Annotated in this window: 14 protein-coding genes; all 14 read right to left on the bottom strand. The window is 42.7% G+C overall.

Annotated features, from left to right (window positions below; translation table 11 throughout):
• Nucleotides 1–20: 20 nt before the first annotated feature.
• The 14 genes from AAEU31_RS01010 to fliI all read right to left on the bottom strand — a co-directional run bounded on the left by AAEU31_RS01010 (nt 21) and on the right by fliI (nt 14124).
• Entirely contained in the window at nt 21–881 is an 861-nt protein-coding gene (locus AAEU31_RS01010; protein ID WP_135923872.1) for a MinD/ParA family ATP-binding protein, read from the bottom strand.
• On the bottom strand, nt 874–2355 hold the full coding sequence (gene flhF / locus AAEU31_RS01005; protein ID WP_421966175.1) for a flagellar biosynthesis GTPase FlhF: 1482 nt from the start codon (nt 2353–2355) through the stop codon (nt 874–876). Before flhF ends, AAEU31_RS01010 begins: the two co-directional genes overlap by 8 nt.
• Before the next feature lie 20 nt (nt 2356–2375).
• The gene (gene flhA, locus AAEU31_RS01000; protein ID WP_421966174.1) at nt 2376–4487 is read right to left on the bottom strand and encodes a flagellar biosynthesis protein FlhA; all 2112 of its coding nucleotides are present in this window, start codon (nt 4485–4487) and stop codon (nt 2376–2378) included.
• Nucleotides 4488–4558: 71 nt separating this feature from the next.
• Nucleotides 4559–5689: a flagellar biosynthesis protein FlhB gene (gene flhB / locus AAEU31_RS00995; protein WP_135923869.1), complete on the bottom strand. Its 1131-nt coding sequence runs from the start codon at nt 5687–5689 to the stop codon at nt 4559–4561.
• A 9-nt stretch (nt 5690–5698) separates the two neighbouring features.
• Nucleotides 5699–6478 carry a flagellar biosynthetic protein FliR gene (gene fliR / locus AAEU31_RS00990; RefSeq protein ID WP_135923868.1) on the bottom strand — a complete coding sequence of 260 codons (780 nt, stop codon included), beginning with the start codon at nt 6476–6478 and terminating at the stop codon, nt 5699–5701.
• Nucleotides 6479–6748, bottom strand: a complete 270-nt coding sequence (gene fliQ, locus AAEU31_RS00985; protein ID WP_054553264.1) for a flagellar biosynthesis protein FliQ — start codon at nt 6746–6748, stop codon at nt 6479–6481.
• A gap of 40 nt (nt 6749–6788) precedes the next feature.
• Nucleotides 6789–7529, bottom strand: coding sequence for a flagellar type III secretion system pore protein FliP (gene fliP / locus AAEU31_RS00980; protein WP_421966173.1), 741 nt, complete (start codon nt 7527–7529; stop codon nt 6789–6791).
• 4 nt (nt 7530–7533) lie between these two features.
• Nucleotides 7534–7917 (bottom strand): flagellar biosynthetic protein FliO, encoded by a 384-nt coding sequence (gene fliO / locus AAEU31_RS00975; protein WP_135923866.1) that lies wholly within the window; start codon nt 7915–7917, stop codon nt 7534–7536.
• A complete protein-coding gene (fliN, locus tag AAEU31_RS00970) occupies nt 7914–8315 on the bottom strand; it encodes a flagellar motor switch protein FliN (RefSeq protein ID WP_135923865.1) in 402 nt (133 codons plus the stop codon). The genes fliO and fliN overlap by 4 nt, the downstream gene beginning before the upstream one ends.
• A 22-nt stretch (nt 8316–8337) precedes the next feature.
• On the bottom strand, nt 8338–9429 hold the full coding sequence (gene fliM / locus AAEU31_RS00965) for a flagellar motor switch protein FliM (RefSeq protein ID WP_135923864.1): 1092 nt from the start codon (nt 9427–9429) through the stop codon (nt 8338–8340).
• 9 nt (nt 9430–9438) lie between these two features.
• Complete coding sequence (gene fliL, locus AAEU31_RS00960) at nt 9439–9960, bottom strand: flagellar basal body-associated protein FliL (RefSeq protein ID WP_135923863.1); 522 nt, start codon at nt 9958–9960, stop codon at nt 9439–9441.
• Between the two features lie 75 nt (nt 9961–10035).
• Complete coding sequence (locus tag AAEU31_RS00955) at nt 10036–12249, bottom strand: flagellar hook-length control protein FliK (protein ID WP_421966172.1); 2214 nt, start codon at nt 12247–12249, stop codon at nt 10036–10038.
• A 100-nt stretch (nt 12250–12349) separates the two neighbouring features.
• Nucleotides 12350–12805 (bottom strand): flagellar export protein FliJ, encoded by a 456-nt coding sequence (fliJ, locus tag AAEU31_RS00950; protein WP_063706592.1) that lies wholly within the window; start codon nt 12803–12805, stop codon nt 12350–12352.
• On the bottom strand, nt 12805–14124 hold the full coding sequence (fliI, locus tag AAEU31_RS00945) for a flagellar protein export ATPase FliI (RefSeq protein ID WP_421966304.1): 1320 nt from the start codon (nt 14122–14124) through the stop codon (nt 12805–12807). Before fliI ends, fliJ begins: the two co-directional genes overlap by 1 nt.
• Nucleotide 14125: the final 1 nt, after the last annotated feature.

The following is a 14125-nucleotide window of genomic DNA, read 5'->3' as shown; positions in this document are numbered from 1 at the left end:
ATTCACCGATGTTGTCATAGTTAGCCGTTTACTAGTTTCTCAATAAAAAATTCTAAGTGACCAGACGGTTGGTTAGGGATCGGCCACTTAACTGCTTTCGTTGCTAATGTTTTAAACGCCACCGCTGCTGGTGAGTTTGGAAATAACTCAACGATAACCTTTTGACGTCGCGTAGATTTACGCATATTTTCGTCATAGGGAATCGTTGCGACTAATTCCATAGAAACATCTAAAAAACGATCCGTTACTTTTGAAAGTTTAGCAAATAATTCTTGCCCTTCACGCATGCTACGCACCATGTTGGCAACAATTTTAAATTTATATACACCATGCTCTCGGCTTAACACTTTAATAAGCGCGTAGGCATCTGTAATTGAGGTAGGTTCATCACATACAACCACAACGACATCTTGTGCTGCACGTGAAAAGCTTAATACCATGTCCGAAATACCTGCGGCGGTATCGACAATTAAAATATCAAACTCGGTGTTTAATTCGCTAAAAGCGCGAATAAGGCCTGCATGCTCAGAAGGAGTTAACTCAACCATGCTTTGCGAGCCAGACGTTGCTGGCACAATTTTAATACCAGCAGGGCCTTCTACAAGAATTTCATCAAGCTCACATTCGCCAGATAAAACATGAGATAAATTACGTTCAACACGTAAACCAAGCATCACGTCGCAGTTTGCCAATCCTAAATCGGCATCCAATACTAATACGCGGTTTCCTTGCTGACCTAATGCAATTGCAGTGTTGAGTGATACATTCGTTTTGCCCACACCACCTTTGCCGCCAGTAACAGCGATAACTTTAACGCCACTATTATTATTTTGATTCATTTTGCGCAGGCCGCTTGCTTGATCTAATACTGTGTTAATCATACATCCCTACTGTGTTCGACGCTACTGCTTGACGTCGTGAATGTTGTGCTTTTGCTCGTTTTAAATACAATTGTTCAGCTTTTTTCACTAGTTTTTCAGCATTCGCTACGCGAATATCTTCTGGAACACGCTGACCATTAGTAAGATACCCTATTGGCAGACGATTTTGAATCGCTATGCTAATAATCTCACCTAAACTCAACGATTCATCCAATTTAGTGAAGATACAGCCACTTAGCTGAACCTTTTTAAAGTGTCTTACGGTTTCTTGTAGCACATTAATTTGTGCTGTAGCACTCAACACTAAATAACTACGAATATCAACTCGCTGATTACGCATTAAGGTATTAAGTTGCTCAGTTAAGCGTAAATCACGTTGGCTCATACCTGCAGTGTCTATTAATACTAGACGCTTATTTCGTAAATGGTATAGCACTTCAGCCAATTCATTGGCATCTTTTACTTGCTTCACACCACAACCAATAATACGGCCATAAGTTGCAAGTTGCTCGTAGGCACCAATACGGTAAGTATCAGTCGTAATAAGCGCCACTTTATCGGCACCATATTTTTGTGCACCAAGTGCTGCGAGTTTTGCAACAGTGGTTGTTTTACCAACACCCGTAGGGCCAACTAAAGCGAATACACCACCTTGACGCAGGATTTCGTTATTCGTTGTATGCATTTGGTTTTCAACCATTTGCAGAAGTGCTTGCCAAGCTTGTTGACGTGATACATCGTCAGGAATAAAACAGGCCATTTGCTCTGCAACGTCACGCTCAATACCCATACCAGCTAAACGGTCAATCATACACGCACGAGTCGGATCGCGACGCGCCATATCTTGTTGCATTAAGCCTGATACTTGATGTTCAAGTAATTGACGAATGGCATTCATTTCTTCGCGCATTGTCGCAATTTCAGATTGGTTTGCCGGCGCTGCTTGTTTGCGCTCTGTAGGTGTATCTAGATCATCAAACCCTGAGTCTAAGTCATCATCAAAACCTAAACTGTGCGCTTGTGTTTGCATACGTGGAGCAGCTTGCTCTTGATAGCGTGGTTTTGGAGCATATTCAGGACGAGGTTGGTCATAACTTTGCTCTTTAGGTTGATAGTGTTCACTCGTATCAATACCAGACTGACTGAACATTGACGCCAGCTCTGGCGAACGAGGGCGTGGGGCTTGACGCTCTAGTAACGCTTGTAAGCTATCGGCAACTTTTGCTTGCGGCTCAGGCTTGGCACGCATTGGCTCTGGTTTGATAAAGTTATGCTGTGGCGCAGGTGCTGATTGCACTGGCGCTGGGTTTGCTTCTGCTTTCGGGGCTGCTTTGTCATAATCAACAGCTGCAACGATTTCAACGCCGTTGGCTAGCTTTTTGTTTGACATAATTACCGCATCAACACCTAACTCGTCTTTCACTTCCTTGAGTGCTGTGCGCATATCTTTGGCAAAAAAACGTTTAATTTTCATGGTTCAACCCCTTTACTATCCTATTGTTGGCCTACTGAGCTGACAATCTTAATCTGTCTTTCGTCTGGTACCTCTTGGTAAGACATCACCCTTAAACCTGGGATGGTGTACTTAACGAAGCGAGATAACACAGTACGTAACATTCCTGACGTTAACAGTATCGAAGGTTCACCGGCCATTTCTTGGTTTTGATGCGCTTCGTTCAATGATTGTTGAAGTCGCTCTGCAAGGCCTGGCTCAATTCCGGCACCTTCGTCACCTGCATTCTGAAGTGACTGATGCAACATCTGTTCCAACTCAGGCGCCAAGGTTATGACAGGGATTTCTGAAGACATACCAACGGCGTCTTGAACGATTAGTCTGCGCAGTGAAATTCGCACTGCAGCCGTTAGTACATCAGGGTCTTGGCTACGTGGGCCATATTCAACAAGGGTCTGTACAATTGAGCGCATATCGCGAATTGCCACCCCTTCGTTTAGTAAATTTTGTAGCACTTTTACGATTGTTGTGAGTGGTAATACTTCAGGAACCAGTCCTTCAACCAAACGAGGATGACTCTTCGCTAACATATCTAATAAGTTTTGCACTTCTTCATGGCCAAGTAGTAACGCTGCACTATTAGTAAGTAACTGACTAATATGAGTCGCAACAACAGTTGCTGAGTCGACTACGGTGTAGCCTAATGATTGCGCTTCATCTTTTTGATCTGGTTTGATCCATACCGCATCTAAACCAAATGCAGGGTCTTTAGTAGCCAAGCCTTTGATTGGGCCAAATACTTGACCAGGATTGATCGCGAGCTCATCGCCATGCTTAAGCTCGCCCTCGCCGCTTGAAACACCCATCATCGTGATTCTGTAAGCGTTAGGGTCAAGTTCTAAGTTATCGCGAATGTGCACAGGAGGTACCAAGAAGCCAAGTTCCTGAGACAGCTTTTTACGCACACCTTTGATACGATTTAACAGTTCACCACCTTGAGATTGGTCAACAAGTGGAATTAAGCGATAACCTACTTCTAAACCAATCACATCAACTTGCTGTACATCATCCCAGCCAAGTTCTTTTTGTTCTTGTTTGTTAGCAACACCTGTACCCGTTGCACCGCCATTAGCTTCTTGCTCTGCTTTCTCAGCTGCAGCTTTAAGTTTTTGTTGTTGCGTGTAATACGCTAAATAACCTAACAATGCACCTAAGCTTAAAAATGCAATATGTGGCATGCCCGGTACTAAGCCCATAATGATTAGGATACCAGAGGCAATGAATAACGATTTTTCATTACCCAATTGCGTTTTAAACTGATCGCCCATGTTGTGCGATTCATTTTGACGGGTTACAACAATCGCGGTGCCGATTGATAATAATAGCGAAGGTAATTGCGCAACAAGACCATCACCAATGGTTAGAAGAGTGTAAACTTCCATTGCACGACCAAAAGTAAGATCATGCTGGATCATACCAACAAATAAACCACCAACAATGTTAATAACCAAGATGACAATACCAGCAATCGCATCACCTTTTACGAATTTACTCGCACCATCCATCGAGCCATAGAAATCGGCTTCGCGAGTTACTTCTTCACGACGTTCACGGGCTTGCTCAGCACTAATAAAACCAGCGTTTAAGTCAGCATCAATTGCCATTTGTTTACCTGGCATTGCGTCAAGGGTGAAACGAGCTGACACTTCAGAAATACGGCCAGCACCTTTGGTGATAACCACAAAGTTAATGATGATAAGAATAAGGAAGACGACTAAACCAACCGCATAGTTACCACCGATAACCACCGAGCCAAAGGCCTCGATTACTTTACCCGCAGCGTCCCCACCATTATGACCTTCAAGCAATACCACACGGGTACTGGCTACATTCAGTGCTAAGCGCATGATGGTTGCAATCAGAAGTACCGCTGGGAACATACCAAACTCAAGCGGTTTCATGGTGTACACAGTAACAAGTAACACCACTAGAGCTAACGCGATATTAAACGAAAAAAGAATATCTAAAAGAAATGGAGGCAGGGGTAAAATAACCATACCCAAGGCTGCAAGTACCAGCAGTGGCGTACCGACACCCTTAGCATATTCTTTTTTATCTCTGTTAAGTTGTTGTAATACCGCTTTAAATTCCATAATTCAACAATTTCAAAAAATTGACACTACACGGAATTTGCAATAACTATTCCAAGTTATATGGCTAGGAATTAATATTTGTAACCATCTGGAATCGGTAACTTTTTGTCGAGTGGAACAGGCCGTTTACCACGTCCTTTTTGGAAGCGTTTTAACTGGAATACATAAGCGAGAACCTGAGCAACTGCAGTGAACAGCTGATCCGGAATTTGCTGGCCCACATCGGTGGTGTGATAAAGCGCACGAGTAAGCATTGGAGACTCAACAATAGGCACATCGTTTCCTTTACCAACCTTACGAATTTGCATAGCAAGTTCATCAACCCCTTTAGCAAGCACAATAGGCGCACCCGCTTTGGCTGTATCATATTTTAGCGCCACAGAGTAATGAGTCGGGTTGGTAACAATAACATCGGCATCGGGGACATCTTGCATCATGCGCCTTTGCGACATTTCACGCTGCGTACGGCGAATACGCGCTTTAATTTGTGGGTCACCCTCTGAGTTTTTGTATTCGTCTTTTACTTCTTGTAGGGTCATCTTCAGCTCTTTATGATGCTTGTGGCTTTGATATGGAGCATCAATCGCTGCGATGATTATCAACGTGCAGGTCAATCCTAAAAACATCCAAGAGAGGATCTCAAGCGCATGAATAAAATTACTGGGTGCGCTTTCTTGGCTCAAATGAAGTATTTCATCAAAAAAGGTATTAATTAAAAACACCGCAAAGCCTGCAACCACTGCAAACTTCAAAATGGATTTAACAAGCTCTACGCCAGCTTGAGGGCCAAGCATACGTTTAATACCTTTTGCAGGCGACATTTTACTCGCTTTTGGTGCTGCGGCTTCCCAGCTAAAATTAAATCCGCCTAGCAAGGTATTTCCTATAAAACCAGCAATGACAATGATAAAAACGAACATCGCCATAGGGAAAATCAACGCATCAGCAACAATTCCCCACACAGAGAACATTTTAGTGGTGTCGTAGGTTTCATTGCGGTTCAGGCTCAATAATCGGCCCATAATGTTGTACAAACCTTTGCCGATTTCAGGACCATAAATTAGTAACGAAATTGCTGAGAAAATAAGTACAAACATAGTGCCGAGCTCTTTTGAGCGCGCTACTTGGCCTTTTTTCTTGGCATCTTCTATTTTTTTCCCGGTGGGTTCTTCGGTTTTTTCTTGACCTGAATCTTCAGCCATGGCTCGCTCCTAAGGTGTACAACCAACAAGGCTGCACATTAACTCAACCATTTTTAACCACTGAAACTCAAACTGAGTCATAAAGTTACCAAGCGTTGCCCAAATAATCACAAGACCAGCTACAAGAGTAAACGGGAAACCTATGGAAAAGATATTAAGTTGCGGTGCTGCACGGGTCATTACACCAAACGACATGTTAATAACCAGCATAGCTGTTAGTGGCGCCAAGGCAAGTACTAAGGCTGTGGTAAACATCCAACCGCCCCAAGTAACGATATCCCAGTAATGATCCACCGCCCACCAATTACCATCGATTGGCAATACCTCAAAGCTATGAATAACCATTTGAATCATCATCAAATGACCGTTAAACACAAAAAACAGCAAAGTAGCCAAAATGAGATAAAACTGGCCCACTGCTGGAACATTCATACCGTTTGACGGGTCAACGACCGACGCAAAACCAAGACCGGTTTGCATTGCTAGTATTTGTCCGGCAAGAACAAAGGTATTGAGCAGTAAGACTGAAGCAAAGCCAATCGCAACACCAATCAGCATTTGCTGTATCACGACTAATATCATTTCAAATGAGAAAAGATTATTAAAGCTTGCCTGCGGCAACATAGGTACAGCAACAAACGTTACTACAATAGCTAAACCTAGTTTAATTCGTGTGGGAACGTTTTTCGCGCCAAGACCAGCCATAATCATGATCATTGAGCTTATGCGGACCAACGGCAGTAGAAAATCACTGAGCCATTGAATTATGACTGCAAATGGAAACTCCATTTAGCCTGCAATCTCCGGTATCGACATCACTAAACGCGTAAAGTAATCCATAAGCTCTTGAGTAAACCAATGGCCCCCGATAATAAGTGCACTTATGGTAATTAACAAACGCGGTAAAAAGCTTAAGGTTTGCTCATTGATTGATGTTGCCGCTTGGAAAACTGCCACTACAAGACCAACTAATAAGCCTGGCACCACGATTGCAGACACTAACTTTATGACTAAAAACAGCGCGTCACTGAGTATATCGACAAAAATTTCTGGTTCCATTTTGTCTCTCCTACCTAATTATGTGCTTGTAATTGCATGGCTACACCCCAAGCCCAAAGCTCTTCGCCAGTGTGCCCATCACAAGGCTCCAACCATCTACTAGCACAAACAGCATAATCTTAAAGGGTAAGGATACAATCATAGGTGAGAGCATCATCATACCCATGGCCATTAATACCGAGGCGACAACTAAATCAACTATCAAAAACGGGATGAAAAACATAAAACCAATGATAAAGGCCGTTTGTAATTCGCTGGTAACAAACGCAGGAATTAAAACAATTAGCGGAGTATCTTCTGGTGAATCTAATTTATCGTAGCCGGCAATTTTTGCGAAGGTTTCTAAATCTTTTATGCGAACTTGCGAGAGCATAAAAGCTTTCATTGGCTCTTTTGCAAGCTCCAATGCTTGTGTAGAAGTAACCTGTTCATTTAAATAAGGCTCAATTGCACGTTCGTTTACCTGCTGGTAGATAGGAGCCATTATAAAAACACTTAAGAACAATGACATACCAAGCAATATTTGATTCGATGGTGTTTGTTGTAAACCAATAGCCTGACGCAAAATAGCAAGTACAACTATGATACGTGTAAATGAGGTCATCATGATGACTGCGGCAGGAATGAAGCTCAGCGCAGTCATGATCGCTAACACTTGCAGCGTTACCGAGTAATCTTGCGAGCCATCAGGGTTAGTGGTGATAGTGAGCGCTTCGACACCTTCTGCATTGACGGAAGGTAAAAACAACACACTTGCTAAAATAACGAGCCACTTGATCATAGCGTTAATTCTTTTTATTAGAAGGTGATTGTGGGTTTAATAGTTTGCCAAATCGTTTTGCTAGTTCTGGCAATTCTTTTTCTTTTAAGGGTGTTTCAAGCTTATGTAAGTAATTAATACTGTGAGGTGTCACACCAATTAAGTGTTGAGCGTTATCAATTTCAATCACCATTAATCGCTCACGTGAGCCTAACGGTAAACTTCGGACAACTTTAAACTCATCACTGTTAGCGAGATTCGGATTAAGCTTTTTTACAAAAAAGGCCAATCCAATAATAACAACCAACACCAAAAGCAAAGACATCACCATAGACAGAAGATCTGCCGTCGGTGATGCCGTTGGAAACACAGTGCTCGACGCACTCGATAAAGCGATAAGTGCGTTCATCGTAACTTTTTAATACGCTCTACTTGGCTAATCACATCCGTTAAGCGAATACCAAACTTGTCGTTTACAACGACCACTTCACCATGCGCAATTAGCGTACCATTAACCAACACATCAAGCGGTTCACCTGCAACCCGATCAAGTTCAACCACAGAACCTTGGTTTAATTGCAATAAGTTACGAATATTGATTTTTGAACGACCGACCTCCATCGAAATAGTCACCGGAATGTCTAAGATGGTATCAAGCTTTCGTTTTTCGTCACTTGAGAGCTCATGCCTTTCATCTTTTAATTCATCAAGCTCTGCCACAGAAGCATCACTTGTGGCATTTTCGGCTTCCTCAGCTTCGGCTAAGGCCGCAGCCCATTCGTCCATTGTATCTTGATCATCACTCATTATATTTAACCTTATAAATCGACTACCAGTCTAAATCGACACCATCAGAAAGGTGTAGATCTTCTTCTAGTTCTGCTAATTCTGCATCTGAATCCAGTTTTTTGCCACCTTTTGTGAACACATGAAGCTCAGACTTAACTGATTCAGGGCGTTTAATTTTTTCGCTAATTTGTAGAGCAACATTATCTCTAGAGCGGCCCATTTTTGCTCTAAATGTCGGTAACTCTTCAACAAACACAGTGATATGCTCTGGCATTTCAACCGGAATAATATCACCCGCTTTAAGCTCCATAATCTGCTGTAGCGTTAAATCTATTTCGAGAAGCTGTGTTGATAAGTCAACCTCAACATCCATAATTTCGTCGCGCAGCGCTTTACTCCAGCGTAAATCAGTATCTTCTGTATCTGATTGCACACCGGCATCAAGTAATTCACGGATAGGTTCAAGCATTGAGTAAGGCAATGCGATGTGAAAATCACCACCACCGCCATCAAGTTCAATGTGAAATGAACTGATAACAACCACTTCTGTTGGGCTAACGATATTGGCCATGGCTGGGTTTACTTCTGAGTCTAAATACTCAAACGACACATCCATTACCGGCGCCCATGCTTCTTTATAATCTTCGAAGATAATTTTTAGCAGCATTTGCACGATACGGCGTTCTGTTGGGGTAAATTCGCGGCCTTCAATTTTGGCATGGTAACGACCATCACCCCCAAAGAAGTTATCAACCAAAATAAACACCAAGCGTGCTTCCATGGTGATAAGCCCTGTGCCTTTTAACGGACGAAAACGCACCATATTCAAGCTTGTAGGAACAAATAAGGTATGAATATATTCACCGAATTTGATCATTTGTACGCCGTTAATCGAGACTTCAGCGGTGCGGCGCATCATATTGAATAAGCTAATGCGCATGTGACGCGCAAAACGTTCATTCACGATTTCCAGCGTCGGCATTCGACCACGTACGATACGATCTTGTGAAGAAAAATCATATTGCAGTGTATTACTGTCTAAGTCATCACCTTCGTGAATATCTTCCTCATCGACTTCATCAACACCATGTAAGAGCGCATCAATTTCGTCTTGAGATAATAAATCGCTCACGCTGACCCCTTATTGCATCACAAAGCCGGTAAACAGTACCCGCTCGATCACTTTGCTGCCTTCCACATCATTTAAAGCAGATTGCACTTTTTCAAGTGCTGCAACACGAACAGACTCTTTACCTTCACTGGTACCTAGCTCATCCGCTGTCGTAGTTGACAGTACGCTTAATAAGGTACTTTCAATGAGTGGAATATGCTTTTTAGCCGTTTCTTCATTTACTTCGCCACGTACTAAAAGCTGCACTTTAATTTGCACAATACGGTCACGACTAGCGCCCGGTACATTGAAAACAAAAGGACGAGGCATAGCAACATACAAAGCAGAGCCAATTTCAGCAGAACTTGAAGGTGCCGCGGCTTCTGCTGCCGTTGTTTCGTCGGCAAGACTTTCTACTGGTTCTTCACCACCCATAAATAAAAAGTAGCCTGCTGCAGCAGCCACTATCACAACGACCGCAGCAATGATAATTATGAGCTTCTTTTTACCTTTACCTGTATCTTCTATTTCTAAATTTGCTTCTTCGGCCATTGTCACTTCCTTAAGCGTTACAACAATTAGGAAATATACTCATTGTAACTATTTTATTTCTTATAATAGCAGGACTTATGCATAGTAATCTATTGATGATGAAGATTGTTGTCGAGAAGTTTCTGCACTTTGTGCTGTTACCTCTTGTTGCTGCTCTTCATTGTGTTGATTACCAGCTAACTGGCCTTGACCAGGCTCTCCATCCTGCTGCTCAGGGCTACCCTGCTGAATACTACTTTCACCTAGCTCTATTCCCTGCTGAGCAAGCATTTCGCGTAGTCGCGGCATAGATTGTTCAAGCGCTTCTTTAGCTTGCTGGTTTTGTACTACAAAGTTTATTTGTGCCTGCTCTGCGTCACTGCGGATACGTATTTGCATACTGCCCATTTCAGGCGGATCAAGACGGATTTCAGCTTCTTTATTATTAATATTTAACAAAGCACTGACTCGTTCCTGAAGCATTTTCGCGGCATCACTTTTAATGATATTAATCGCTTGCATAACCCCAGGATCTACACTCACCGATTTGCTCTGTGCTTGCTGAGTTGTTTGCGTCTGCATAATATGCGCATCTAAAGCATTTTCATGATGATGCTGAGCAATATCATGTGCTGTTGGCTGAATCGACGTCGCCACAGGCGACGTTAACTGATTTAATAACTGAGTAACTCGCGGGGTACTAACCTCCTGCGACCGTTCAGCATTAAGCTTAATATCTCGCTCAGCTGATGACTCTTCAGAATTATTTACGTTACCTACCGCAGGGGCTAACTTTTCAGCTCGCGTAGGTGTTGTATTACTATTTTCTACCGCGCTTGCATTGGCTGAAGTAACCGGCGTAGTTAGATTTGTTTTCTCGTTAGTGTTAACAGCCTCTGAAAGCCAAGCCTTAGCTGCTGTTAGTTTTTCAAATTGGCTAGTACCAGCTGTGACTATTTGTAGTTGTGCATTAACCTTGTTCAACAGCGCTTGTTGCTCATCTTTTGTCAATGCAGCCAGTTGCTTTTCAACACCTACAGGCAATTTAAAGTCACTTGTTTTTTGCTCAGATAACTTAACACCTTGCTGTATTTGCGACTCATCAGCCGTTAATTGTGAGGCTTGATTTTGCGTGACTTGCAACGGCGTAGTTTTGTTCATCAATTCTGTAAGCAAGTTTTTAATAGTTTCAGCGTCTTTTGAGTCTAACTTGTGATCTGTCTTTAACTGATTAATTTGTTGTTCAAGCTGTTGTTGCTCCTCGTGGGTAAGTGATAAACCTTTTGCAAATTCACTAACAGCTTTACCATCACCGCTTTGCACCTTAGCAAACAAACTGATAATTGATTTATCTGTTACAGAATTTTCTACCCCTTGGTTAACTTTAGGTGAATCAAGGTTTTGCTCTGTAGAGGAAACAGTTTTGGCATTAGTGACTTCTGCAACCACTGAACTGGCGACACTAGCTTGGTTATTTTGAGCGGCGAGCTGTGCTGATGTTGGTTTTTGAGCATCAGCCTCTCCCGTAGCCTTTAACAGACTATTAAGGCTATTTTTTTCCGAGAGGTTTGCTTTTGTCTCTTTAGCTGATTCGGACTGTTGCGGCACTGTATTTGGCGTATCAGCTGCAGAAACAGTTAGTTTTTTATCAATTAATGGGCTATCACTATCAGACGTTTTTGCATCTTTCTGCGGTATTTCAGTACCAGCTTTTAACTGATTATCGACAGCTGTCGCAACTTTTGATTTATGTAATACGCTCGCAGCAGTATTGTTGATATCAGAATTGCCAGCAGACTTATCAGCATCAGACATAGAGTTCATTGGTGATGGAATTATTGGGGTAACAGAATCACCAGAGACTGGCTTTTTAGCAGTTACATCATCACCTAACTCATTATCTTCAATAAGTTTATTAACCCGTGTACTCATCGCTTGGGCTGCATTAATTTGCGAAAGTAATGAGTTTTCTTCATTTAGGCTTGAGTCTGTTTGTGACTCATCTTGCTCTTTTGTTACAGTCTCACTCGTATTCTTTTTGCTATCGCTTTCATCTGCTGTGGCTGATTCGTGGTCATAGTCTGTATCGACAGTCAGCTCTTCAGACTCTTGCTCACTTTTTTCAAGACGAGAATACTCGTTGTCATTTTTAGATTGAGAGGTTGTTTGGGCATTTGCCGCTTCACTTGCTTCTGTTAATGACGTTAAAAAGCGCAACCCTGAAGCTGTATCGTAAGACTCCGTCTCTTTGCTAGAAAAACCAGTACCTTGCTCAGTTTTAACCTGCAAATTGATATCACTGATCGCCATAATTCACCTAAAAAGAAAGAGGCAATTTGCCGCCGCAAGTGCCAAAATTAATGCTTCTGATTAAGTAAATGCAATTAACATGCCTAAAAAGGTAAGGATTTTAGAGAAGTGCGTTTTTAAGCTGACGTTGATAAAACTGATTTGAAGCAAATTCGTCCAACATTTTTTGCTCCGCTTTCGCCACTAGCATCGCTTGCTTTTCAGCTTGTTTCTCAATTAACTTTGCCACCGCTTTTGCTTTCACTTGCTGTTTTAACCACAAGGCTTTGCGCTGCGTAACAACTTGCTTAGCAGTATTAACAGTGCTTGCTTGCTGGCGAATCGCTTCTTCTATTTTGGCAATAAAGGCATGGTATTGGCTAAACCCAGCGCTAGACAAACCTGAGCGCCCTTTCAAATGTAACTGCTGAGAATACTCCATGCGAAAGTTATTCAGCCCTTGCAGTTTTTGTTGATTACTTTGTAAGTGCTGCTGCGCTTTTAAGTAATCCATGCGTAAAGACTCTTCTTTATCACTCTCAAGCTTTAACAATAAATCAAGTTTACTTTTAGCCATTAACCTTGTCCTAATAACTGCGCTAGACCTTGCAGACCATCATCATAACTAATAACGTCTTTCATGCCTTGCTGAAGGAATTGATTGACTCGCGGCATCATATTGATTGCTTGATCGAGCATAGGGTCGGTGCCTTTTTGATAGGCCCCTAACGTGATCATGTCTTTGTTCTGTTGATACATTGAATACACTTGCTTAAGCACTCGCGCTTGTTGCATATGCGCTTCAGAGACCACTTGCGGCATAACACGGGAAATTGATTTTTCGATATCAATAGCCGGGTAATGACCGCTGTCGGCTAAATCCCGAGATAAAACAATGTGACCATCTAAAATAGCGCGGGCAGAGTCAGCGATTGGGTCTTGCATATCATCGCCCTCACTGAGCACGGTGAAAAATGCCGTAATCGCACCTTGCCCTTCACCACCATTACCAGCACGCTCCACCAGCGCAGGCAGTTTAGCAAATACTGAAGGCGGGTAACCTTTGGTTGCAGGCGGCTCGCCAACCGCTAAAGCGATTTCACGTTGTGCCATGGCATAACGGGTAACAGAGTCCAGTAACAACAAAACATTAAGGCCTTGATCACGAAAATATTCAGCAATGGTTACTGCACTTTCGCAACCTTTTAAACGCATTAAAGGTGAAGCATCGGCCGGTGCAGCTACTACAACTGAACGTTTACGACCTTCAACACCTAAAATCTCTTCAATAAATTCTTTTACCTCGCGGCCGCGTTCACCCACCAAACCGACCACAATCACATCAGCCTCAGAGCCACGTGTCATCATCCCAAGTAGCACTGACTTACCAACACCAGAGCCTGCAAATAGCCCCATACGCTGACCTTGACCTACGGTAATAACAGAGTTGATAGCCCGTACACCTACATCCATAGGCTGGCTAATTGGACGTCTTGCAAGGGGGTTTATGGAATTTTGAGCAAATTTAAGATGGTGCTCAGCATTAATCGCCCCTAAACCATCGAGTGGACGACCAAGACCATCAACGACACGCCCAAGCAAACTCATACCCACAGGTAAACCAGTTTCATTCATCTGTGGGATCACTCGTGCCCCAGGCAGTACACCAGAAATATGGTCATTGGGCATTAAATACAAAGTTTGGTCGTTAAAGCCAACCACTTCTGCATCAACAAAGCCATTTATCGTCTCAATTTTACATTGACTGCCAACCGGCGCTCTGAGCCCTTTCGCTTCGAGTGTTAAACCAACAACACGCGTCAAAATACCAGCAACAGCTGGTTTTGGGGCTTTGATATGTTTTTCGTAGCGTTTTAAGCGATCGCTAAGGGTCATT

The organism is Pseudoalteromonas thalassia (genome assembly GCF_049257215.1).
GTDB lineage: Bacteria > Pseudomonadota > Gammaproteobacteria > Enterobacterales > Alteromonadaceae > Pseudoalteromonas > Pseudoalteromonas lipolytica_C.
Note: the sequence above shows the minus strand (reverse complement) of the source record. Positions and strands in the feature narration are given on the sequence as shown.